At 46.0% G+C, this 22,667-nt stretch carries 21 protein-coding genes, 1 tRNA gene and 1 pseudogene; 11 read left to right on the forward strand and 12 right to left on the reverse strand.

The features are described from left to right. The first annotated feature begins 220 nt into the window (after positions 1 to 220). From ACYVI9_RS08405 to ACYVI9_RS08415, 3 genes are all read left to right on the forward strand, one after another. Positions 221 to 514, forward strand: a complete 294-nt coding sequence (locus ACYVI9_RS08405) for a hypothetical protein (protein ID WP_460763278.1) — start codon at positions 221 to 223, stop codon at positions 512 to 514. A gap of 1 nt (position 515) precedes the next feature. Then, positions 516 to 1,028: a hypothetical protein gene (locus tag ACYVI9_RS08410; protein ID WP_460763280.1), complete on the forward strand. Its 513-nt coding sequence runs from the start codon at positions 516 to 518 to the stop codon at positions 1,026 to 1,028. 79 nt (positions 1,029 to 1,107) lie between these two features. Beyond that, positions 1,108 to 1,710 (forward strand): hypothetical protein, encoded by a 603-nt coding sequence (locus ACYVI9_RS08415; RefSeq protein WP_460763283.1) that lies wholly within the window; start codon positions 1,108 to 1,110, stop codon positions 1,708 to 1,710. Positions 1,711 to 1,848: 138 nt separating this feature from the next. Here ACYVI9_RS08415 and ACYVI9_RS08420 read toward each other — a convergent pair. Both ACYVI9_RS08420 and ACYVI9_RS08425 read right to left on the reverse strand, forming a co-directional pair. After that, positions 1,849 to 1,922 (reverse strand) — tRNA-Asn (locus tag ACYVI9_RS08420). Positions 1,923 to 2,110: 188 nt separating this feature from the next. Next, positions 2,111 to 2,908: pseudogene (locus ACYVI9_RS08425) on the reverse strand (aldo/keto reductase); the annotation flags it as partial. Between the two features lie 206 nt (positions 2,909 to 3,114). Here ACYVI9_RS08425 and ACYVI9_RS08430 point away from each other — a divergent pair. From ACYVI9_RS08430 to ACYVI9_RS08440, 3 genes are read left to right on the forward strand one after another with little or no spacing between them, the layout of a single operon-like run. Continuing rightward, on the forward strand, positions 3,115 to 3,567 hold the full coding sequence (locus ACYVI9_RS08430) for a MarR family winged helix-turn-helix transcriptional regulator (protein ID WP_460763286.1): 453 nt from the start codon (positions 3,115 to 3,117) through the stop codon (positions 3,565 to 3,567). Positions 3,568 to 3,577: 10 nt separating this feature from the next. Further along, positions 3,578 to 4,030: a MarR family winged helix-turn-helix transcriptional regulator gene (locus ACYVI9_RS08435; RefSeq protein WP_460763289.1), complete on the forward strand. Its 453-nt coding sequence runs from the start codon at positions 3,578 to 3,580 to the stop codon at positions 4,028 to 4,030. Positions 4,031 to 4,064: 34 nt separating this feature from the next. Continuing rightward, positions 4,065 to 5,288 carry a glycoside hydrolase family 10 protein gene (locus ACYVI9_RS08440; RefSeq protein ID WP_460763292.1) on the forward strand — a complete coding sequence of 408 codons (1,224 nt, stop codon included), beginning with the start codon at positions 4,065 to 4,067 and terminating at the stop codon, positions 5,286 to 5,288. 575 nt (positions 5,289 to 5,863) lie between these two features. Here ACYVI9_RS08440 and ACYVI9_RS08445 read toward each other — a convergent pair. The 3 genes from ACYVI9_RS08445 to ACYVI9_RS08455 form a co-directional block, all read right to left on the reverse strand. Continuing rightward, a complete protein-coding gene (locus tag ACYVI9_RS08445; protein WP_460763294.1) occupies positions 5,864 to 6,532 on the reverse strand; it encodes a YceH family protein in 669 nt (222 codons plus the stop codon). 118 nt (positions 6,533 to 6,650) lie between these two features. Next, positions 6,651 to 7,130, reverse strand: coding sequence for an SRPBCC family protein (locus ACYVI9_RS08450; protein WP_460763297.1), 480 nt, complete (start codon positions 7,128 to 7,130; stop codon positions 6,651 to 6,653). Further along, complete coding sequence (locus ACYVI9_RS08455; protein ID WP_460763299.1) at positions 7,130 to 8,119, reverse strand: 2-hydroxyacid dehydrogenase; 990 nt, start codon at positions 8,117 to 8,119, stop codon at positions 7,130 to 7,132. The genes ACYVI9_RS08450 and ACYVI9_RS08455 overlap by 1 nt, the downstream gene beginning before the upstream one ends. A 141-nt stretch (positions 8,120 to 8,260) precedes the next feature. On the opposite strand from ACYVI9_RS08455, the gene ACYVI9_RS08460 reads away from it, so the two are divergent. After that, positions 8,261 to 8,641, forward strand: a complete 381-nt coding sequence (locus ACYVI9_RS08460) for a PadR family transcriptional regulator (protein ID WP_460763302.1) — start codon at positions 8,261 to 8,263, stop codon at positions 8,639 to 8,641. A 26-nt stretch (positions 8,642 to 8,667) separates the two neighbouring features. Continuing rightward, the gene (locus tag ACYVI9_RS08465; protein WP_460763304.1) at positions 8,668 to 10,863 is read left to right on the forward strand and encodes a PspC domain-containing protein; all 2,196 of its coding nucleotides are present in this window, start codon (positions 8,668 to 8,670) and stop codon (positions 10,861 to 10,863) included. Between the two features lie 512 nt (positions 10,864 to 11,375). Here the strand turns inward: ACYVI9_RS08465 and ACYVI9_RS08470 are convergent. Both ACYVI9_RS08470 and ACYVI9_RS08475 read right to left on the reverse strand, forming a co-directional pair. Continuing rightward, positions 11,376 to 12,521, reverse strand: coding sequence for a PepSY-associated TM helix domain-containing protein (locus tag ACYVI9_RS08470; RefSeq protein ID WP_460763306.1), 1,146 nt, complete (start codon positions 12,519 to 12,521; stop codon positions 11,376 to 11,378). A 68-nt stretch (positions 12,522 to 12,589) separates the two neighbouring features. Then, complete coding sequence (locus ACYVI9_RS08475) at positions 12,590 to 15,010, reverse strand: TonB-dependent siderophore receptor (RefSeq protein ID WP_460763309.1); 2,421 nt, start codon at positions 15,008 to 15,010, stop codon at positions 12,590 to 12,592. A 438-nt stretch (positions 15,011 to 15,448) separates the two neighbouring features. Between ACYVI9_RS08475 and ACYVI9_RS08480 the strand changes: the two genes are divergently transcribed. Next, complete coding sequence (locus ACYVI9_RS08480; RefSeq protein ID WP_460763311.1) at positions 15,449 to 16,021, forward strand: plasmid pRiA4b ORF-3 family protein; 573 nt, start codon at positions 15,449 to 15,451, stop codon at positions 16,019 to 16,021. Between the two features lie 191 nt (positions 16,022 to 16,212). Continuing rightward, a complete protein-coding gene (locus ACYVI9_RS08485; protein ID WP_460763314.1) occupies positions 16,213 to 17,538 on the forward strand; it encodes a Gfo/Idh/MocA family protein in 1,326 nt (441 codons plus the stop codon). Positions 17,539 to 17,748: 210 nt separating this feature from the next. Here the strand turns inward: ACYVI9_RS08485 and ACYVI9_RS08490 are convergent, their stop codons facing one another. The 4 genes from ACYVI9_RS08490 to rhuM all read right to left on the reverse strand — a co-directional run bounded on the left by ACYVI9_RS08490 (position 17,749) and on the right by rhuM (position 20,572). Next, entirely contained in the window at positions 17,749 to 17,970 is a 222-nt protein-coding gene (locus ACYVI9_RS08490; protein WP_460763316.1) for a Fic family protein, read from the reverse strand. Positions 17,971 to 18,054: 84 nt separating this feature from the next. Then, the gene (locus ACYVI9_RS08495; RefSeq protein ID WP_460763319.1) at positions 18,055 to 18,753 is read right to left on the reverse strand and encodes an ATP-binding protein; all 699 of its coding nucleotides are present in this window, start codon (positions 18,751 to 18,753) and stop codon (positions 18,055 to 18,057) included. Then, a complete protein-coding gene (locus ACYVI9_RS08500; protein WP_460764920.1) occupies positions 18,692 to 19,255 on the reverse strand; it encodes an AlbA family DNA-binding domain-containing protein in 564 nt (187 codons plus the stop codon). The genes ACYVI9_RS08495 and ACYVI9_RS08500 overlap by 62 nt, the downstream gene beginning before the upstream one ends. Positions 19,256 to 19,579: 324 nt before the next feature. After that, on the reverse strand, positions 19,580 to 20,572 hold the full coding sequence (gene rhuM / locus ACYVI9_RS08505; RefSeq protein WP_460763323.1) for a RhuM family protein: 993 nt from the start codon (positions 20,570 to 20,572) through the stop codon (positions 19,580 to 19,582). Positions 20,573 to 21,107: 535 nt separating this feature from the next. Here rhuM and ACYVI9_RS08510 point away from each other — a divergent pair. Then, positions 21,108 to 21,374 (forward strand): hypothetical protein, encoded by a 267-nt coding sequence (locus ACYVI9_RS08510; protein WP_460763325.1) that lies wholly within the window; start codon positions 21,108 to 21,110, stop codon positions 21,372 to 21,374. A gap of 79 nt (positions 21,375 to 21,453) precedes the next feature. Here ACYVI9_RS08510 and ACYVI9_RS08515 read toward each other — a convergent pair whose 3' ends face one another. Then, entirely contained in the window at positions 21,454 to 22,629 is a 1,176-nt protein-coding gene (locus ACYVI9_RS08515; protein ID WP_460763328.1) for an aldose epimerase family protein, read from the reverse strand. Between the last annotated feature and the right edge of the window lie 38 nt (positions 22,630 to 22,667).

The following is a 22,667-nucleotide window of genomic DNA, read 5'->3' on the forward strand; positions in this document are numbered from 1 at the left end:
AAAAACCCTTACATCCTTCATTATCCAAATAAAATCATTCGGAATCTTCCCATGCACATCAATAGCCGTAACATATCTTTTATTGAGGCGGTTTATTATGGATTGAGGGATTTTCATTTTCGGCTTTATTGAGCAGCTTAAAATTACGACAAGAATGGTTAAAATCGGGAAAGCTGTGTATATTTAAGAGGCATGTAGTATTTTAAACGGCACTAAAACAATGAGAAAACCGATAGTCAGAATTGTAGTTGCGGAGCCATTCGAGTGGACTTATGGGAATTTGTTCGGAGAAATATTATCCGAACGAAATGGCACCAACTTAAAAATAAAACTTACTCAGCAAATCAACGGCAAATCATTTTCAAGTGACATTTTACTGTTGACACCGCGATTTGAAAAGGATTCTTTTAAATCCTTGCAACAATATTATTCAATTACCGTGAACGGTAGTTTACTAAATGAGAAGACAAATGAGCAGAATTTTATTATTATTGGTAACGTAACTTATGATTAGTATGCCAGCAGTCATTTCAACATATAGAATATTGATGAAAAAAGCCTTCAACAGTGACATTGATGAAGATTGGGCCGAATGGGCCTTAGAAATGATGGAAGCAGGGTATGAATCAGGGAACCTTTATATTCTTGCCGGGATAACAAAACCCTATAATCAATTTGAACTTCAAGAACTTACAGACAAGGTTTTAGCTGACCTAAATCTTCAAATTAACGATAGATTACAAACGATAAGAAATTATGTTTATTACATTATTTCCAAAACAATAAATCAGCCGACCAGTTATTTGACAACTTTGGGGGAAATTAAAGACATCTGTATTGGATTGGACATGGATAGTGAGTACATGAGTTTTTACTTGCTTTATTTTGCAAAAGACGACTTAAATGAATCTGAAAATCAATGGTATTGGGATGGAGCGGACAGAAGCAATATTGACAAAATAATTTACGAAACTTTTCAGAAATATATGGATAAAATTGACGAGACAAAAAAAACGGCTGCACAATAGCGGTTTGGTAGAGGGCTGCTTTCGGATTAAAAAGCACACTCAATCCAAAAGCTGTTATTAATCAAGCGAAACAGACACCATGAAACAATTAGCGGTCTTTTATTTAATATTTATGATCAGTTGCAATCAGAATAAAGGAACCAATAACAACAATGTGCAGAAATCAGGAAAAAGCAATTATGCAACAGAACTTATTGACAATGGTTTCTTAAAATACGCGGACAGTTCAAGGATTGATAGTTTAAAAGCGAACCTCGATGATTCATTTGACATTTACAACGATGACAATTTTAAGATCGCTGACATTGATGCCGAGGAGCTGGCCGAATTTAGCTTTGACTTTTTTCTCCCAACACTTAATAGAATTTTAGCGAAAAGAGGCATTTCGCTGTCTGCTCAAAAACTAAACGACAAGGAAAATTCATTTGATGTTTTAATTAATGGCGACACAATACAACTGTATACTCAAAAGGATCTAAACAACAACTTATTTTGGGATACAGCGCCAAGAAATTTCTTTAAAAAAGTAAACGAAATATTGAAGGCTAAAAATAGCGATGAGCAGTTTTATTTATTATATGGAGGCAATGACTTGCATACAATGCTTTTAACAGATAAACAGTTTTCAATTATAACAGGCTACTACCAAGGAAATATTAAGGAAACACCGTACAAACCATAACGGATCAAATTGGTACTTAAAGACTCGTTTTGGGCTTCATAAAACTCAAAAACTTTTCCACAAAAACCGGCATGTCTCAAACCATGTCTCAAATGAAAAAAGCAGCTACATTTTAATGTGTAACTGCTTGATTTTCAGCTCCCCCTGCTGGACTTGAACCAGCGACCCTCTGATTAACAGTCAGATGCTCTAACCAACTGAGCTAAGGAGGAATATGACCCCAAAAACAGGAGGTCTGTTCTTTGGGCTGGCAAAAATAAGGGATTTTTGCATTTTTTATTGATCCGGACCTAAAATTTTCTTATCGATGCTGGGTATAATTGCGTACCGGCAACGCTGCTGAAAGTTCATTTAGAACCGGGGTCGGGACGGCCTGCTCCAGCCCACTGACAGCGTTGATCAATTGCTCCCGGGTCCGGAATCCGATCACCAGGCTGCTCACTGCAGGCGTTTGGAGCACATACTGCTCCGCAAGAGCAATCCGGGAAAGGCCATTTACTGCTCTATCCTCCAAATATCGCTGCAGATCGCCTACCTGTTTGGCAGAAAAGCCCAGATAGTCTTTCGCGGGCTTATCCACCAGCAGCCCCTGTGCCAATACACCCCGGGTCAAAACGCTAATGCTATGGTCCTGCAGCAGTTGCAGCATTTCTTCCTCGGGACGGCGGTCCAACAGGCTGTACTGCATCATGACAGACTGTATCGAGGAACGTTTAATATATGCCCGGATCACATTGGGGCGTATACTGGAAATGCCATAATACCTTATTTTGCCTTGTTGAACCAGCAATTCAAAAGCCTCAATGGTCTCGTCTATCGGGTCATCGATGGTGCCCCCGTGCAGCTGGTATACATCAATATAGTCCGTCTGCAACCTCTGGAGACTTCCTTCTACTGATTGTATAATATAGGCTTTGCCGGGATTCCAGTCCCAGCCAGAACCGTCTTCCCTCCACTGGTTGCCGACTTTGGTAGCCAGCACCAAATCCTTTCGATGCGGTTGTAGCAGACGGCCCAGGGTTTTCTCGTTCTCGCCTTTATCGTACATATCAGCCGTATCGAAATAATTGATGCCCTGATCAATCGCCGCACCAATTAACCCGGCATGCTGCGAAGCCGGCGCTTTGAGTAAGGACATGGCGCCAAAACCGATTGCTGATATTTTTAAAGGGGTCTTGCCCAGTAAATGATAATTCATAATAAAACTTTTTCTGGTTCAACGAAAAATGCCGGAGCCATGACTGAAAAATTGGGCTTGGCTACCCGCCCATAAAGATCATGTAAAAAATACAAATGTTAAAAAATGGTCGGGCGATTAATCAAAACATAATTTATTTATATTTATAATAAAATTAATATAAGAACCGCTTCTTACGCGAAAATTTTGATATAAACCTGTGAAACATGACGATCGGTGAAGAAATAAAACAAGGTAGGTTTGCCAATGTGTATCAGCAACTTGCGTTGAATATGATCTTTAGCACTAAGGAACTGGAGTCTTTCATTAAATCCCGTCTGAAATCTGAAGATATCAGCATGCAGCAATTCAATATACTGCGCATATTAAGAGGCAGCCATCCCCGGCCCCTGTCGACTCAGGAAATTAGGGAACGGTTATTGGATAAAATGAGTGACACGAGCCGGATCGTCGATCGCATCGTTCTTAAAAAATGGGCAACGAAGAATATCAACCCCAAGGATCAGCGATTGGTGGAGGTAAGGATTACTGAAAAAGGATTAAGGTTATTAAAGAAACTGGACCAACTGGATACTTCTTTTGTCGATTTTTTTCGAAAACTTACCAAATCGGAAGCCGGCAAACTCAATAAACTATTGGATAAAATACATTCGAAATAATATTAATTAAATGATCATCCCAGAAACTATCAAGGAACACAAGTTTAAAAATGCTTATTCAAAACTCAGCTTTATATTAACCATCAGTAATAATCGTTTGCGGGATTACCTGCAAAACTATTTATCGCAGGAGGATCTTACCATTCAACAATACAACCTTTTACGTATTCTCAGAGGCAATTTTCCGGAAGCGCTTTCCACCAATCAGATACAGGAGCGCATGTTTGATAAGAAAAGTGATACCAGCAGACTCGTGGATCGACTCATAGACAAAAAGCTGGTGCTCAAAAAGAAGAACCGATACGACAATCGGCTGGTGGATGTACGCATCAGCGCTAAAGGGCTGCGTATTCTTGAAAAACTGGATGGCCTGGATGAGAGCATGGCCAGGTTCTGGGGCCATATCACCAAAAAAGAAGCGGAAACGATCAGTCGTCTCCTGGATAAAGCCTATGCAGAATAGGCGTTTTTAAATCCGGATGGCTATTTTTGTGACTATGCGAAAGATGAAACTTTCAGTGTTGCTGATGAGCCTCGTTCTCTCAGTCAATTTCCTCCATAGCCAGCGACCGGAGTTCCGGGGTGTATGGATTGCTACGGTAATGAATATTGACTGGCCGCCTCAGAATGCCGGCACGGAAGCACAAAAAGCGGACTTTATCCGACAACTGGATATGCATAAAGCCAATGGCATGAATGCCGTGATCGTCCAGGTCAGGCCCAGCGGTGACGCTTTTTACCCCTCTCCCTATGAACCCTGGAGCCAGTGGCTGACGGGTGTGCAGGGCCGGGCACCGGTGCCGTTTTACGATCCCCTGGCATTTATGATTGAGGAGGCCCATAAAAGAGGCATGGAATTTCATGCCTGGCTGAACCCTTACCGCGCAGAGTTCTCAGTGGGACGCTCTTCGATTGCCGCTGATAACAATATCAAAAAGAACCCGGACTGGTACCTGGTTTACGGCACCACCCGGTATTTTAATCCATCCAACGTAAAAGTCCAGCGCTTTGTTATCGATGTCATCCGCGATATTGTGCGGCGTTACGATATAGACGCCATACATATGGATGACTATTTCTATCCTTATCCCATTGCGGGAAAAGTATTCCCCGATGACTATGCCTACCAACGCTCGGGAACCACACTCAGCAAAGCCGACTGGCGGCGTAGTAATGTGGACTCCATAATTAAAAATATCAATCTCGCCATTAAACAGGTAAAACCCTATGTAAAATTCGGGGTTAGTCCTTTCAGTGTCTGGCGCAACCGCAGCGATGACAACCTGGGTAGCGATTCCAAAGCGGGCCTGACCAATTATGACAACCTGTATGCGGATATCCTGCTATGGCTGCGTAAAGGCTGGGTGGATTATGTAACACCACAGTTGTACCGGGAAATCAATGACCGGCTGGTGGCCTATGAGAAGCTGACCGACTGGTGGGCCCGGCATAGTTTTGGCCGCCATGTTTATATCGGTCATGGCATTTACCGGGCCGGTGAATCCCGGACGACGGCGGCCTGGAAAAACCCCTCGGAACTTCCCAATCAGATTAAGATTGCCAGGGCGACGCCGGGTGTGCAGGGAAGCGTATTTTACAGTAGTAAAATATTCAAAACAAACCCCAACGGCTGGAACGACTCTTTAAGAAATAATTATTACCGGCAGCCGGCAGCCATTCCCAAAATGCCCTGGTTGCCCGGGCGACCCGCCTGGAAATAGCCGGGGCAGCGCCGCTTTCCGGATGAACGCTGGTGCGGCGGGATAGCTGCGTTTTTGATTCAAAGAACGCTATGTGGACCCTGGCTTTGTCTTTGCCTTTCACTTTTAAATTCAACACGGTGGCCAATGATTTCCGGGCACTGGCTGCCCCGGGTGAAATCCTGACCTGTGACAGGGAGGAAATATTCCGGTCAAAGACAGCACTGCCCGTATTTGCCGATTAGATGAAGACCCCGCGCCGGTTGCCGCTCAAATCCGATTGGCGAATTGATGGTAACCTGGGTTTTGTATCTGGACAGATGACGGAAAACCCAGGTGCGGGCCGGCCCAAAAGGCTGGCGCAGTGGCTGGAAAGCCAGTTTTCAACCTGTTTTCCGGTTACTGCCTTAATTCAGCGCGAGGCCGTCAAAGATCTGCAGGGAGTAAAAAGCGTGGGGGATTAAAAAGCGCCTCTCTTTCCGGAACTGTCATTTTCAGGTGGACGCTTTGGTACTGTCTTCGACGGAAGAACAGGAACCGCGGTCTTCGCGGGCTTTATGATGATCATTCTGCTGGAAAGGCGGCAACGAGACATTTTATCCGTTCCATTCTTTTAGCAATTGAGCAACCTGCTGTTTTAAAGTCTCCAGTTCTGCTTCGACCGCTATCAGCCTTTGTTCCAGGTCGGGATTTGTGGCGGCGGCTCCGGAGGATATCTCTGTGGCATAGGCTTCTATCACCGATTCATCTCCGAAAAGATGCCTGTAGCGGGCTTCTTTCTGACCAGGTTGCCGCTCCAGCTGTTTTACATACGCAGGTGTCCCTTCGGACAGCCGCTCCAACAATGCATGTACTTCCGCGAGATCCTCGAACTCATACAGGCGGGCCGCATTGCTGTTGATCTCTCCCGGTGTCAGCGGTCCCCGCAAAAAAAGCAGGCAAAGTACGGCCAGTACATCTGGCGTAAACTGGTAATGCATCGCGATCGTATGGCGGTACTTTACCACCCGGCTGCTGCCTCCGGTGACCGTTGCCGCCAGGTTCTTGCGTTTCAGACGGTCCAGGACCAGGGCAACCGTCTGTTCATCGTATTGAACCACCGGATTGCGGGAGGATTTTTGGTTGCAGGCGGCTGTAAGACCGTTCAGGGTCATCGGATAATACTCTGGTGTCGTCCTGGACTTTTCCATTAATGCACCCAGTACCCTGATTTCTTCACTGTCCAATACCGGTAATTCCTGCGGTAGGGTCGCTGCTGTTTCCATCTATATCGATTTTTAGATCCCGATCCCCTGTTCGGGGTAAAGCCTGACCGGATTTGGTATTCAACCGGCTGTCGGGGGATTGACAAAAAGTAAAAATAAAAGATCGGGTTTAAAAAAGCTAATCGGTGATCGTTTCCTGTCTTTTCAACAGGCTTTCCCAGTTGCGGCAAACATAATAATGTATGGATTTCAGGCCGATATACATGGGCAACACCGCAAAAAGCGAAGCCGGAAACCGCAGCCGAAAACGCGTCCTGCGGGTAAAGACGGTCTGCCCGTCTCCTTTTGCCTGGAGTTCAAAGCGTTCAATAATTTCTGTTACACAGGGTTTAAAATAGATATTGGTGTCGACCATCTTAAATTCCAGCAAACGCGCCGGCTCCCATTGTAAAATTTCCTGTTTAATAATGCCTTTATCCGAAATACATTCCCTGTGCCGGCCAACACCGCCCTGCCCGTCCTCCAGCCGGCATTCCACCGGTTTGGGCAGGCCGCACAGCATCCTGCAGGGATGCCGCTCGTCCATCTGGGAACCAAAGAGCAGCGGCCAGAGTTGTTCCGGATTTGCCTGGTATATATAACGAGTAGAGAGTTGCATTACTTATTAGCAGATGGTTTTTGATAAACTTCTGAATTTAAAATAGTGGGAAGTTTTTCGCCTTTTAAGCCTGCGATGATATTGTCTGCTGCCAGCCGGGCCATACCGTTGCGGGACTCACGGGTCGCAGAACCGATATGCGGCAGCACCGAGACATTGGGCATCAAAAGCAGGGGATTGGCGGGATCCATGGGTTCCGGATTGGTAACATCCAGACCCGCGCCCCAGATGATGCCCTGTTCCAGGGCTTCCTTAAGGTCTGTTTCCTGGTGCAGGCCGCCGCGACCGGTATTGACAAAAATGGCATTGGGCTTCATTTTTCGGAAGGCGTCCCTGTTAAAAACACCCCGGTTTTCCTCGGTAAGGTTGGCATGTACAGAAAGTACATCGCTCTGACCGAGCAACTGCTCAAAACTCAGGTAGCGGGCGCCCAGATCGGCTTCTGCCTCAGGATTCCTGTGACGGTTATGGTAGACAATCTCCATGTTGAAAGCCCCTTTACACTTGCGGGCCATTTCCAGACCGATCTTTCCCAGTCCGTAAATACCCAATGTCTTATTATTTAATTCCTGCCCCAAATCGGCAATAGGTTCGAAATTCTGCCATTTTCCGTCCAGAATTTTCCGATAATTATAAAATGCTTTTCGGGAAGTGGCCAGCATCAGCAGAAAGGCGGTGTCGGCGGTTGCCCCACTTAACACCTCCGGTGTATTGCCCACCGGCACGCCGGCCGCGGTAGCCGCAGCCAGGTCCACGCTGTCATAGCCTACTGAAAAAAGAGCGATCACTTTAAGTCCCGGACACTGCTTAAAAAAATAGGCGTCCAGCCGGTTAAAGCCTGCACTCAGCAAGGCGTCTGTTTGTTGACAGGCGGTAATTAACGCTTCCTGGCCAAGTGGTTCGCCGGAATGCACGGTTATTTCCAGTCCTGCTTCCCGCATTTTCGAATAGGCGATTTCGGGTATCTCCCGGGTAATAAAGACCTTCATTGTTTTTCAGTGAAATTAAGTCCTATTCCGTTTACCGGCAATTTTATGTATTTTACCGACAAACCAATGCCATCTAAGGTACTATGTATTGCCCACTAGCCCCCTATCACTATATATTTGCCAAAGAATCATCACAGTACCATGAATATAGAGAATACACAAAGTCAGATGCGCAAGGGAATTCTGGAATTCTGTATTCTTTCCATCATCAGAAGGGGAGAATCTTATCCCAGCGAAATAGCGGAAGAAATGAAAACCGCCGGGCTCCGGGTCCTGGAAGGCACTTTATATCCACTATTGACCCGGCTCAAAAATGCAGACATGCTCACTTACCGCTGGGAAGAAAGTTCCGGTGGCCCCCCGCGTAAATATTTTTCACTGACCGCAAGAGGGCGGCAGTTCTATCAGGAACTCCACTATACCTGGAATGAGATTGCGGGTGCCGTTGACAACCTGATAGATCAGCAGAACCAGAAACCCGCCTCGGGAGAAATGATCGGAATCACCACAGACCAACCATAAAAATTTAGCATATTAAAATTACGGGGATGAAAAAAATAATCAATATCACGTTAGCCGGTCGCAGCATTTCCATTGAAGATAACGCTTATGAAAAAGTTCAGTCCTATCTGGAAAGCCTGCGCCAGTATTTTAATGCCGAAGAGGGCCGTGATGAAATTGTAGCAGATATAGAAGCCCGGCTGGCGGACCTGATGCATGAGAAGACCCGAAAAAACGCGGGTCACGTGACGGAAGCCGACGTGGAAGAAATTATCGCGACGCTTGGACGGCCCGAACAGTTTGAATCTGAAGGTAGTCAACAAGAGCAGCAGACCGGCAGCGCACCCTTTACGATTCCCCATAAAAGAAGACTGTACCGGGATGAAAGCAATAAAATACTGGGGGGCGTCTGTAGTGGTCTTGCCAATTGGTTGAATATGGATCCTACGGTGGTAAGGGTATTATTTGCCATCGTTTCATTTGGGGGCTTCGGTTCGGGTATTTTTATATATATCGGGCTCTGGATATTCCTGCCCGCCAGGAATATGGAAGTCTACCAGGGCAGAAAAATGTACCGGGACCCGGATAATAAATGGTTTGGCGGCGTTGCCGGCGGCATGGGGGCCTATTTTAACATGAACCCCAATATTATCCGGTGGATTCTGGCGATTCCTTTATTACTGAATATCCTGAAAGGTGTCAACCTGTTTGGATGGAATAACGATTTTACCATATTCCCCAACCTCCTGTTTAACGGACTTACCGGAACCTTCATCTTTATTTATATTGTCCTCTGGGTATTATTGCCCGAAGCCATTACGCCTTACCAGAAAATGGAAATGCGGGGACAGCCGGTGGATATCAATACGATTAAAGAAAATGTGCAGAGTAGCATGGGCGATCTGGGCAGCCGGCTGCAAAGCTGGAGTCAGGAAGTCAGGGAATCGGCCACCAATATTGGTCGCAAATCAGCAGAATTCCATGCCGCCCGGCATCAGGAATTTTCCCGGCAGTTTGGCGCGGCGGCCTCCAGAGGAGGCAGGGGACTGGGATATGTCATCGCCATGATCTTTAAGATATTTTTCATCATCGTGGGTGGCATCATCGCTATCTCACTGCTCGCGGTTTTTCTGACGATTCTGTTCAGCGGATTTGCCTGGGCGCCTGTCAATAATTTTCTCTGGACCAGCGAAACCCAGCAGATGCTGGGCTGGGGCACCCTGATACTGTTTTTCGGCGCTCCCATTGTTGGACTGGTTGTCTGGCTGGCACGTAAGATTTTAAATGTTTCCACGCCGGGCAATTACCTGAACTGGACTTTTGGCGGCCTCTGGGCCATTGGCTGGATCTGTCTGATGTTTTTCCTGGCGAGCATTACCGCGGATTTCAAGAGATATGAATTTTCCGAAACACCGGTCATGGTGCAGCAACCTTCCGGAGACCGGATGATCTTCAGGGTAAGCGAACCGGGGCTCCGTTATCAGGGCAATTTCGGATGGATCAATAATGACCGGGACCGTTACTTTACCGGATTCTATCTGGCCGAGGACTCCTTGAAACTGGCCACCATAAAACTGGGTTTCCAGAAAAGTGAAGACAGCCTCTACCATATCAGCATTATCAAACAGTCTATGGGTAAATCGGTAGCAGACGCCCTGGCAAGGAATGAAAAAATCCACTATAGGCCGATTAGTACCGACAGCATCGTGGATCTGCCCAATGGTTTTGTTCTGGACAGGAACAGCAAATACCGCTTTCAGAATCTGCTGGTGCTGGTAAAAGTGCCCGTGGGCAAAAAAATCAATGTGGATGCTACTGTATACGACAGGCTGGTGGATGCCAATTTTAACTTTGATCACCTTCGGGGTTCTGCCATCAGTGATAAATATGATTTTATCAAGCTCAGCCGTTACCGCGCTAATACTGACTATACCATGCAACCGGATGGCGACCTGAAAAGCGATCGGGAAGAAGAAATAAGGGGAGGAAAGGCTGGTGTTACCGACAATAATTACCGCTGGCAGGGGGATAGCGCGGGACGAAAAGCCGGAAGGGCAGACAGCCTGTTCCGCGACAGTTCTGCCGCTGCAAACATCGGTAGTTCCGCGAACCTCGACAGTACTTACCGCTACGATCAAAGTCAGCCGGCTGCTCCGGACCCCCAGAAAGAAAAGCTGATGGAAGAGCTGCGGAAAAAACAACAGGAAATAGAAGCCCTGCAACAGAAATTACAAAACCAATAACAGTAGGAGCCGGCGTGTTCAGGTAGTTTTGGCTCCGAACCGCCGTCCCTGGTTTATAAATGTCAAACGACCTTTTTATCCGATGAAGTAGTTTGAAGAGATACGGTAATGCCGCATTATTTCATTTTGGAAGTTCCGGTGGCTTTTTATTGATGATTACCGGAGTCCTCCAAATCTATTTCAGGGCAGGATGCTGCCCGTCGAAAGCGGGGCCGCTCCGGCGGCGGTCAGCCCGATACCAACATTAGGCCTTCTTTTGAACTGCCGACACTTGTCTTCGTTTTTCCCTCTTGGGGAGGTCTCGCCTGAAAAAACTACATGGGGCCTGACGCGCGGCAAAATATCCCCGGAGCGGGCAGTAAAACGAGGAGGAGCCTCGGACAGCTTTTACCCAGGAAGCCGCAGCATGACAGCAGTCGGTTTTGATCAGGAACCCTCAAATGATTTTCCCCAATACTTTGCCTGTGGAATCAATCGGGCTGATAGGTTGTGCAAATATCGAGGATATCGCTTCAGGACCCGGATCGGGATCCGGCTGCTGCGATTTTCTTCTTCTTTCGCCGTCCATACCAAATATAGAAGCCGGTCAGCGGCAGACTGGCAGCGATAAGGCTGGCAAAAAAAGCGAGGAGCTTGCCAGGAAGGCCCCATATGGCGCCCACATGAATATCGTAGTTCATTCGCATGATCTTATCGGCAACCGAAGCGTCACTGAAAGTTCCGGCATATACTCCGGTAGCCGGTAATTCCTGGCCGGTGTACTGGTCATAATGATAAAAATCCGCATTATAATAACTGCCCAGATGGTGGTTTACAAAGCCTTCCAGCGCTTCCGAGGGGCCATGTGGAAAAACAATACCTACTTTATTATCCGGCTTTTTCTGCTGCATCAGTTCCGACCAGACCTTGTCAACCATTGGATATTTAACAGAAGGATTGGCCAGGGTGCTGTCAGAGACCGGGTGCTCATGCGGAGGCATCGTTTTCCCTGCGGAGCTCACAAAATATACTGTATTGGAAAACCATTCAAATCCCATCACCAATCCCGTAATGGCCAGAAAAACAGCGATCCACATCATATAAAAGCCCAGCACATTATGCAGGTCGTAGTTTTTTCTTTTCCATCGGGTGGTGGGTTTCCATTTGAAACGAAAGCGCTGCCGGGCCGCTGCCTTGTTCCTGGGCCACCAGAGAATCAACCCCGAAATCATCAGAATAAGAAAAATCAGGGTAGCCGAGGAAATAATCTTACGCCCGGGTTCTCCCAACCAGAGTTCATAATGACCCATCAGCATGATCCGGAAAAAGTCCCGGTTCATGTCCTTGACTTTCTGGACCCGGCCGGTATAGGGGTTGACAAAGATCTGGTAATAGACAGAGTCATCATAATAATAAGCCAATGCCGCCTGGTCCGGTGCGAGGTATTCCAGTGAAATCGTCTCTTTTCCTTTTAGGTAGGGATCTATAGAATCTTTCAATACCGTAGGCGCCAGATAGGACTTTTGCTCCGGTTGGACGAACCGAAAGGGTTGGGTTGCCCGGGAAATCTCCTGTTCAAAAGCCAGTATACAACCTGTGATGCCCAGCCAGAACACGATGATGCCAGAGGCCAGTCCCAGCCATAAATGTATTTTTCCTATTGCTTTTTTTACTGTCATAGTTTTCAAAAACCCCAACCTGCTGCTCAAAGGTATACAGATCCCCGGCCAGCAGACCGCCGGTTGGTTTAGAACCGGTAGCTTACCGAAAGACGCAGATTGCGGGGCGGTTCACTTTGATAATAATAAGCTTCGGCTCCGGAATTCCAGTCCCCCGGGATGGTCGGCATATCATAATAGGACCCGGTATACAAATAACTGTCCAGTATATTGAACACATTGAGCGTTACCCGGTACTTATTTTTGGCATAGGACAGCCCCCCATCCAGTTTAAAATAATCCGGCAGTTGCTTTCCCTGTGTAGACCAGCCTGTATGGCGGTCAATCAGTGAAGTAAATCCGCCGGAAATACCCAGCCCCTGAAGGGCGCCTCTTTGTAGCTCATAAGACAGCCAGGCATTGGTCGTGTGTTTTGCATAACCCGATATAATGGCACCTACTGTATAACCGGTCGCTCCTTCGGCAACTTTGGTAACCAGGCTCTCGGTAAAGGCATAGTTGGCAACGGCCTTGAAGCCGGGTAGTATGGTACCACGGGCATCAAATTCTACACCGCGGGCCGTTTTTTCTCCCAGCACCATGCTGTAGTTTTCGGCTGGTGAGCTGCTGGGATCGCCCGTCAGCTCATTTTGTTTCAAAATTCGGTAAACGGAAAGGGTCGTCGACCACATATCGTTGAACCAGTTCTTTTTCAGCCCCAGCTCCAGGTTACTGCCGGTAATGGGCTTAATCGGATCGCCGCTGCGCAGTCTGCCCGTCTGAGGAACGAAAGCCTGATCGTATAAGGCATAGGCCGAAAAGTTGTCGCTAATGGAATAACTCAATCCCACACGGGGGGTCACATGTTTGGCTTTATCGTAAGCCACATCCACCCCGTATACCTGACTGACATCGGTAAAACGACCGGCCAGTGTCAACCGCAGGCGGTCCTGTAAAAAAGCGATTTCATCCTGAATGTAAATGCTGGAATAGCGTTGCTTTTGAACGCCCCAGGCGGGGATAGAGCGCTCCTCAATGGATTGGGTCCGGTCAAATACCGGAAATCCGTTCACCGGAACACCATAAGTGGGATGTCGGGGATCAAACATCGCACCCAGGGTATCCAGATCATGACTTTGTCCCCAGTCTGCATAATAGTTTTTATTGCCCATATCAATACCCGCCAATACCCGGTGCCGCAGGCTACCCGTGTGGAAATCACCATTCAGAAAGACCTGACCCAGGGCCATGGTGCTTTTGGCGTCCCAGATACCGATATTTCTGATCAGGGAATCTCCCTGTGGTGCCAGATAAGACGGCCAGGAACTCATTCCTTCCTGGTGGTACTGAAAATAAGAGCCCTGAGCGGCGAGTTTCCAGTTGTCATTGAAATGGTGCTCGAAGAGCAGGTAACCGCTATGGTCATTAATTTTGGTAGGCGGCAATCCCGGATTGGTATAAGTGAAATTACGGGGAAAAGTCGCATAACCCTCCCTGGAGAAAACATAATAGGAACCCACTTCTGTCATACGGGCAAACTGGCCGTTGTATTCCAGGGTGATTTTGGATTTGTCGTCCAGCTGGTAAGAGACAACCGGGGCGATCACATAGCGATTGTTGTATTCATAGTCTCTGTGGGAACCCTTGTTCTGTGCCGCCACATTCAGTCGGTACAAGAGTTTTCTGTCCTTGCTCAGCGCGCCGTCCAGATCCAGGCTGCCCCGGTAGAGATCAAAACTGCCCAGTGTCATACTCAGTTCCCCCTTGGTCGTTCCGGATGGCTTTTTGGTAACGACATTGTATAATCCGCTGGGGTCGCCATTGGCCAGCATAAATCCTGCAGGGCCTTTGACAAATTCAACACGTTCCACCATACTCATGTCCTCGGTCAGTGGCCCCCAGTAGGAAGCTACTACATTAAATCCGTTTCTGAATGCCTGAATCTGGGATCCCCGCGCAATTACATTGGTATACAAGTCCCCCCAGTGCTCCAGGCGGGTCGCACCGCTGACATTTCTGAGTACGCCGTCACTCATGCTGATCACCTGCTGGTCCGCCAGAACGGCCTTATCAACCACCTGTATGTTTTGTGGTGCTTCTATTAGTGGCGTCTGCATCCGCAGGCTGGAAGAAGCCCGCTGGGTACTGTTCTGAAATCCCGTAACTACTACTTCTTCCAGATTTAAGGCATTAATATCCAGCTGCAGGGTAATCCGGGCCGGCCGGCCGGTTTTCACCTCTACCGACTTGCTAACATCCGCATAGCCCACCAGGGAAACACGGAGGGTATAGTAACCCGGCTCCAGGCCGCCAAAACTAAATTTACCGGTCTCACTAGCCACGGTGCTCTCACCGGTTTCAACGAGATTTACCGTGACCCCACCGGCGGGTTTATGATCCTCTGTAATAACAGTTCCCGAAATTCTGCCCGCAGCCATTTGCGCTGCAGCTACATAGGTTATACAGGATAAAAAGAGGACACCCAGGCTATATATTATATTTCTTCTCATTAATTTTCTTTTGATTTCAGTGCGCAAAATTAGATTTGCAACAGGGCTTACTGTTTACGAAATGCGGAATAAATTAATGGTTCACCACTGATTGGGCAAACAGGCACAGGTAGACCACCCCCAGTCTTCCGGGAGGTAGTTTTTGAGCTCTCATCGTTTTGGTCTGCGTGTTTTTATACAAAATGCTGACCGTCAACTATATTATAGTTTGTTACTGAGAATAACAGGCAAAACAGGAGACATTTATCAGATCGCCAAAAGCTGCCTGTTCCCGCCGTCAATTTGTCTGATTAAGACGGCTTATCCCAGCAGCAGTCAAAAAACCCAAATCGATCCAGGCCGCTTTTTTGTTCGGGACAGGTTGCTGCGAAGGGCGGAATTGCCTTCCCGGGCAGGTATAATTTTATAAAATTAAACGCCTTATCTTTCCATTCAAAAATGATTTACCGGTTCCGAATAGAACTCACAAAAAGCGATCCTTTGGTCTGGCGTGAATTTGCTGTACCAGGAAACTATACTCTTTATCAGCTACATCTGGTAATTCAGGCAGTCATGGGCTGGAGAAACTCCCATTTATTCCAATTTACGGAAAACTATTATGCTGATACGACCTGTTATGCGATACCCTCTCCTTACGACATGGATGAAGTATTGGATGCGAGAAAAACATCAATGAAAAAGATTTTTCCCCAAACAGGTGCCGGGTACTCCTATATTTATGATTACGGAGATTACTGGCATCACCAAATAACCCTTATTGACAGGATCCCTAAAGACCCCGCATACTGTCCTGTTTGTTTGGCCGGAAGTGGCGCATGTCCGCCGGAAGATGTGGGAGGCATCAGTGGATATGAAAATATGCTGGATGCGTTCAAGACACCAAGACATCCGGAAAAGAAAAGTTATCGCGAATGGCTGAATTTGGCTGTGGGTGAAAAATGGCGTCCTGAATTTTGCAGTGTTCGAGATGCCAATACAAGAATTTATATGCTGTTAACGGATGCGCCTTAGTTCCGGGATTTGTTTGTGTTGTTAGTAAGATGCTTTGCCAGTCCTGGCAGTCGTTCTAAAGGCAGATAAATCTTCGCTAGACTTTGCTTTATTAATTTTAAATTTACTGCCGCGGGGACAAATATCTATTTAGCCGGAATTAAAAACAATCACCCTCAACAAATATTTACGCTAAAAAATTTGAATGCCATATGAACAGTCGCAGAAAATTTATCGCCCATTCTTCTATTCTGGGTTTGGGAGGCCTGACAATTTCCTCCTTCAATACAAAAAACTTTTCCCGTATTAAGGGTAGTGCCGCAGAAACCATCCGGATCGGCGCCATTGGCATCAAGGGTATGGGCTGGGCGGATACCCTTTCTATGCTAAAAATACCCGGCGTGCAATTGGGCGCGCTTTGTGATGTCGATAACCGCGTGCTGGATGAAAGAATGGCGGAGCTCAAAAAGAAAAATATTGATACGAAGACCATCAAGACCTATACGGATTATCGGGGACTTCTGGACAATAAGGACATTGATGTGGCTATTATCGGGACTCCGGATCACTGGCATGCACTAATTATGATCGATGCCGTACGGGCTGGCAAAGATGTGTATGTGGAAAAGCCTGTAGGTAATTCCATTATTGAGTGCCGGGCAATGGTCGCTGCACAGGAAAAATATAACCGTATCGTACAGGCGGGTCAATGGCAACGCAGTCAGCAACATTTTCGGGAAGCCATAGATTTTGTACACAGTGGCCAATTGGGCAATATCCGGACCGTAAAAGTATGCTGCTATCAGGGGTGGATGAAGCCCGCTCCCGTAGTACCAGACAGTGCGCCACCAGCAGGCGTTGATTACAAGATGTGGCTGGGTCCGGCAAAATCCCGACCTTTCAATTCCAGTCGATTCCATTTTAATTTCCGTTGGTTCTGGGATTATGCCGGAGGGCTCATGACCGACTGGGGGGTGCACCTGATGGACTATGCCATTTTTGGTATGAAGGCGCCCGTGCCCAAAACGGTATCTGCACTGGGGGGTAAATTTGCTTATCCCGAGCTCTATCAGGAGACGCCTGATACGCTGACGGCGCTTTATGAGTTCGACAATTTTAATATTATCTGGGACCATGCAATGGGTATCGACAACGGCAATTTCGGCCGCGACCATAGTATTGCGTTTATTGGCAATAATGGTACTTTGGAACTGGACCGCGGTGGCTGGGAAGTGATCGAAGAAAAAAGAAGCGAGCGGAAAGTAGCTGTCCCCCGAAAATCGCCTACGGATAACGGGCTGGATAAACATACCGAGAATTTTATCGCTGCAGTGCGCTCTCGTAAACAAAGCAATCTGAACTGTCCGATTCAGACAGGAGCCCATATCGCCACGGTCTGTCAAATGGGCAATATTGCCTTTCGCAGCGGTCAGAAACTCAGCTGGGATCAGTCCGCCGGGAAGTTTACAGAGGAGGTCCTGAACCGAGAATACCTGATGGCGCCTTACCATAATGGCTATCAACTGCCCGTCTTGTAAATGCGAACAAAATTGTTGGTTTGCCGACGCCCCCGTGGAAAAAATGCGCTTACCCCACTCTTGCCTGTTTCTCTTGTTAGATCGAAAAAGAATGAGAGCCGACTCTTGCCTGCACTCCTGCCTGTTTTATGAATAGTTCCTAGCATAGTTTATTTAGTATCAGTTACTTATCTCCTAAGCCACTGTTTTAACCCTTGCCTGAAGGACAGATTAGAAAGGAGCTTCTTCCTCAAATTCAAGAAATTCTTCGCCCATAGGAGTTATCGCATACTTCTGCATACGACTGTTTGGTTTTTCAGGAATCGTATAGGACAACAAACCAAGTTGCAAAAGGGATGAGATGGCCCGTCTTAAAGCTCCACTTGTAGCTTTTGTTTGAATCTCCCTGGCAATGGCGGTGGTTGATAAAATTGCATTCCTGGATACTCTCAAGATTTGTTTAGCGGTTGGTGCGAGTCTCAGGGATGAAAAGTCTATTTTTCTAAATGAAGGATGAACGGGAATTGTAACTGTAAGTCAACTTCGTTCATCGTCTGTTTCAAAGTTTGGTGCAGGTGAACCGTTTTTGTTCATGGATTTGAGAATAGTAGGAATACCAGTACATTTTCCCTCTGTTAACTTTAATTCTTTGAGGATATTTCCAATCTGTCTGTTTCGATACCGACGAGCAACTATCTTTCCGGCTTTCATGTCCTGCATTTTGATATAGCTATCCGGCCCGGGAAAACTTATCACCTGTATAATGTTCGGATGAATCCTTACCTCAATTGGTTCAGTAATTTCATAATTACGATGATAAACGGCATTGGCCAATACTTCCTCCAAAGCCTCGTATGGGAAATTATAATTGCGAATCGCTTCGGCCTGGTAGCTTACCTTTTGAACTTTTTCTTTTATCACCTGGGACTTGATAAAACGAAGGACATCCTGTAGCTGTTGGTGTATAGGACCTTCGAAAATTGTTTCAGTAAAATTTTTATCGGCTTCATCGTTTTGAAACGTAACAATTTCAATCTGCGCCATGGGAAAGATCTGCTCGGGGTTTGCATTGAAAAACATCAAAGCAAAATTCTTGGGTTTTATATATTCCAGAGGTCCTTCTACTAAATTCATTTGCCGGCAAACATCTTCAAATGTTAGCTTGTCAAATTCCTCAAACAACTTGCTTTTTATTTCCTGTAAAAAAAGAGCGAACCAAGCCCTGTGATAAATCATTGATGCCGTATTTATAATTTACCCTGTCATCGTAGGGAACTGCAGCAAAACGAAGCAATTCTTCTTTTTCCGTTTTCTTAGGTTTTACAGTATTACTGAACTTCCGGATATAATAGTACTTTGCGACCGGAACATCTTTTCTAAAACTTTCCGGTGCTTCATAAGGTCGCTCCTGTCCACCAGGACACCAGATAATCAATATGAGTTTATTCTGAAATGTTACCGGCTCAACGATTGGGGTATAATCAGGTTTTAATCTCTGTTTACAAAGGTTGAGTAACTCCTTTTGCATCTTATCGGCCTGTTCGGGCAGCAATCCTTTTGGCGGCAATAGAGGTTTACCCTCCTTTTCTGCAATTCCAATTATCACATAACCGCCCCCAAGGTTACTAAAGTCATTTGCAAAAGCACAGATCGTATGTAGAATATCCAAATCATTCCAAGACTCTTTAAACTCGATACGTTTGTTATCGGTAAATAAGACTACAGAATAATTGGCAATTAAGCAATTGAACGAAAAATCATTACAAAAGCTGTGACATTATTGATTTTGATAGGACTTTTCACCTTTGAAAAACGCATATGGAGGCAGATATTTGTAATAATACACTACATACATTAATAATTTGCGGTCTAATAACTTAAGATCTGTCACTGAAACATTGCGCAAAAAATTAGCGCTCGGATGCTAAAATTATCAACAATCAAAAGCTGAATGAAACATTGACAGAAATTATAAAAAGAGACTGTAAAATGCTTTGTGATCGTCACCGATTGGGCAACAACCTGTTGCCCAATTACGCCAACAGCCTGTTGGACAATTGCTTCAGTTTCGTAGATTAATTAAATTAACCACAACCTTCACCATCATTTCCATGTCTGATGGTTTACTTTCTGCGATCATTAAGGTAAGGGCTACCAAGGCATTGTCGGCAATCCGGCGGGAGCCGTCTTCCTTATAAAGCAATTTGTTTTTTTCCAGGAACCAAACAAACAAAAACGCGGCTATTCTTTTGTTGCCATCGCTAAAAGAATGGTTCTTAATAACAAAGTATAACAAGTGAGCGGCCTTTTCCTCCACACTCCGGTACAGGTCTTCTCCTCCAAATGTCTGATATATGGCAGCCAGCGATCCCTGGAAGGACTCGTCCTTTTCGTTGCCAAATAAAGAGCTGCCGCCAAATTTATCCCGCAGACCATTAATAGCAGTCATAGCTTCTTTATAACTAATCCGGAAGAACTCGTCTTTGGTTGTTTCCCTGATTTCCAAAACCTGGTGATCGTACTGATCCAACACATCCAGCGCATAAGTATAATCAGTAATTACCTTAAGTAAACCACTCGCCTGATCTGAACTCAGCGGTTGATTTTCGAGCACATTGCCCAAGAGTTTAACCGTTTGTTTTAATTGCTCCAACTGCTGGCTTTGTTCTTTCAGTCGCTTTTCGTTAACCGCATAGCCTTTGACCATATAGTCTTTTAGCACGGTACTGGCCCAGATACGGAATTGGGTACCTTTTTTTGAATTGACGCGATAACCAACGGATAGAATTACATCAAGATTATAGAATTTAACCTTTCTTGTAACGTTACGTTTCCCTTCTTTTTGAACTACCGAGAAAAACTCGGTAGTTCCTTCTTCAAGAAGTTCACCGTCGATAAAAATATTTTTAATATGTAATCCAATTGTGTCAGAGTCTTTTTCAAACAAATCCGACATCATGCGCTGAGAAAGCCACAATGTTTGATTTTCAAACTTAACATCAATAGCTGTTTGTCCATCCCGGGCCTGATAAATGACTATTTCTCCTGTTTTCATAGTTGAATTTAAAATATTTGAGTAAATAATTATGTTTTAAAGTCCTGGCGCTATCCAAATTTGATCAGCTATTTTATTAATTCAATTTCTTGCTTCCAGGTCTTAACCTTCTGGAAAAAAGAAGCGTTTTAAATCGTTATGATCCAGAAGGTTAGAAGTCAAGACCTGAGCTGGTTCTTATTTTCAAGCATGGTTGAAAAGAAATAAAACATCCTGTTACGACAAGCGTCGGGAGTATCCCAATTCAATGCGGTTCAAGCTGATGCTGTCGTAAAATCATCCGAATACCCGTTATCTTGAAATCTTTTCATTAAAGCAAAACAATATACCTAAATATATTTTTAACTCACTTCAATTATCTTATGATTTATTATTATATTCTATACAAAAATAGATTTATTTAAGTAAATATTTTATTAATAGTATCTAATAATCAAATATTATTTCTATTAACAACTTAAATCATCATTTATTATACATTAATTCTGTTATTTTCTTGCTTATCATTTATTATTGAGCTTAAAATATTTAAAAAATGAAAATAAAGCTGCTTTCGGTATACAATATGTTTATAAATGATGGCAGAGGTGCACAATTACTGTCCACCTGTACAATACTTCGTCTAAAAATATTCGATTACGGGCAAGGCCGCCAGGAACTTCCCGCGGAGCATTTGCGCGAACAGTGGGCTGAACTGACCGATTCAGACAGCGGGCCTTATCAGGCTGGATTTCCGAATGGTCCAACTGATTTTCGCAGTGAAGAAATCAAGCGGGAGCCCGATTCCGTAGCGTTTACATAGAAGCCTATGACCCGCGGGTACCTGATGGCGACTTCCGCCAATGGTTATCGCCCGTCTGTCCTATAGTAGATTGACCTGTTTAATGGGCATCGGATAGTTCTGCGGCACGGATGCGGTAAATCGTGACTGAATGATATTTTTCCCCGGGTTTCAGTTCTGTTGAAGGGAAACCTGGCTGGTTCGGGCTGTCCGGAAAATGCTGGGTCTCCAGACAAAAGGCTTCTCTGGCGCCGATCGCATGGCCGTTTCGGGCAGTGTCGTTGCCTTTTAGCGTATTGGCGGTAAAAAACTGCAATCCCGGCTCTGTAGTGGCCACTTCCATCAGAATACCTGAAGCCGGGCTATAGGCAGTGGCTGCTGGTTGTGGCCCTTTTACGCCCTTTCGCTTCTTCAATACAAAATTATGATCGAAGCCCTGGGCCAACTTGAGCTGCGGATCTGGCTGGTCCCAGACCGAAGCGATCCGCACCGGTCTTCTCAGGTCAAAGGGACGATTCGCCACCGGTTGAATTTTCCCGGTAGGGATCATCCATTGATCTACCGGCGTAAAGGCATCTGCATTTACTGAGAACCAATAGTCCTGTATCGATCCGCCACCTTCCAGATTGAAATAACTGTGATTGGTCAGGTTGAGTACCGTTGGACGATCCGTAGTTGCCTGAAAATCCAGCCGCAACTCATTGGCTTCGTTTAGACAGTAGGTCAATACTACTTTAAGATTGCCCGGAAATCCATTTTCTCCGTCCCGGGAAAGATAGCTGAGCTGCAGGCTCGTGTCGGTCTGAATACCCCAGTCCCAGACCCGGTCATTAAATCCATCCGGACCCCCGTGTATATTGTTGCCATTATTATTTTTAGGTAACTGATAGCGCCGGCCATTTAATCTAAAACTGGCCCCCGCCATCCGGTTGGCGTAACGGCCAACAATCGCTCCGTAATTGCGGCCGTTGGCCCGGATATAATCATCAATGGTTGGGAAACCAATGACGATGTCTACCGGCCGACCCTGCTTATCGGCCACCAGGACCTGCACCAGCCGGGCGCCGTAATTGGTGACGGCAACGGACATCCCCTGACGGTTCCTGAGCGTTTTCAGGCTAATCTGTTTTCCCTGCCAGTTTTTCTCAAATTCGCTGGCAGTCACCGTTTTTGGCTGGGCCCGGACAGCCTGCCCGCCGATAAGACAAAACAACAGGATCCACCAGGAACGGGGATGACAATGCCTGTAGTGGCGTATGAAATTAGCTGTACTCATTGCCGTAAGATACGTCTTCCGCTTCACAAGAAGGCGTT

It is taken from the genome of Niabella terrae, from assembly GCF_054783135.1.

Bases quoted from the DNA above. Each gene is read 5' to 3' on its own strand.
- ACYVI9_RS08455 (WP_460763299.1), bottom strand. From the start codon at position 8,119: ATGAAGGTCTTTATTACCCGGGAGATACCCGAAATCGCCTATTCGAAA.
- ACYVI9_RS08510 (WP_460763325.1), top strand. From the start codon at position 21,108: ATGAAAATAAAGCTGCTTTCGGTATACAATATGTTTATAAATGATGGC.
- ACYVI9_RS08440 (WP_460763292.1), top strand. From the start codon at position 4,065: ATGCGAAAGATGAAACTTTCAGTGTTGCTGATGAGCCTCGTTCTCTCA.
- ACYVI9_RS08430 (WP_460763286.1), top strand. From the start codon at position 3,115: ATGACGATCGGTGAAGAAATAAAACAAGGTAGGTTTGCCAATGTGTAT.
- ACYVI9_RS08445 (WP_460763294.1), bottom strand. From the start codon at position 6,532: ATGGAAACAGCAGCGACCCTACCGCAGGAATTACCGGTATTGGACAGT.
- ACYVI9_RS08410 (WP_460763280.1), top strand. From the start codon at position 516: ATGCCAGCAGTCATTTCAACATATAGAATATTGATGAAAAAAGCCTTC.
- ACYVI9_RS08485 (WP_460763314.1), top strand. From the start codon at position 16,213: ATGAACAGTCGCAGAAAATTTATCGCCCATTCTTCTATTCTGGGTTTG.
- ACYVI9_RS08460 (WP_460763302.1), top strand. From the start codon at position 8,261: ATGAATATAGAGAATACACAAAGTCAGATGCGCAAGGGAATTCTGGAA.
- ACYVI9_RS08435 (WP_460763289.1), top strand. From the start codon at position 3,578: ATGATCATCCCAGAAACTATCAAGGAACACAAGTTTAAAAATGCTTAT.
- ACYVI9_RS08450 (WP_460763297.1), bottom strand. From the start codon at position 7,130: ATGCAACTCTCTACTCGTTATATATACCAGGCAAATCCGGAACAACTC.
- ACYVI9_RS08405 (WP_460763278.1), top strand. From the start codon at position 221: ATGAGAAAACCGATAGTCAGAATTGTAGTTGCGGAGCCATTCGAGTGG.
- rhuM (WP_460763323.1), bottom strand. From the start codon at position 20,572: ATGAAAACAGGAGAAATAGTCATTTATCAGGCCCGGGATGGACAAACA.
- ACYVI9_RS08465 (WP_460763304.1), top strand. From the start codon at position 8,668: ATGAAAAAAATAATCAATATCACGTTAGCCGGTCGCAGCATTTCCATT.
- ACYVI9_RS08495 (WP_460763319.1), bottom strand. From the start codon at position 18,753: ATGATTTATCACAGGGCTTGGTTCGCTCTTTTTTTACAGGAAATAAAA.
- ACYVI9_RS08515 (WP_460763328.1), bottom strand. From the start codon at position 22,629: ATGAGTACAGCTAATTTCATACGCCACTACAGGCATTGTCATCCCCGT.
- ACYVI9_RS08480 (WP_460763311.1), top strand. From the start codon at position 15,449: ATGATTTACCGGTTCCGAATAGAACTCACAAAAAGCGATCCTTTGGTC.
- ACYVI9_RS08470 (WP_460763306.1), bottom strand. From the start codon at position 12,521: ATGACAGTAAAAAAAGCAATAGGAAAAATACATTTATGGCTGGGACTG.
- ACYVI9_RS08475 (WP_460763309.1), bottom strand. From the start codon at position 15,010: ATGAGAAGAAATATAATATATAGCCTGGGTGTCCTCTTTTTATCCTGT.
- ACYVI9_RS08415 (WP_460763283.1), top strand. From the start codon at position 1,108: ATGAAACAATTAGCGGTCTTTTATTTAATATTTATGATCAGTTGCAAT.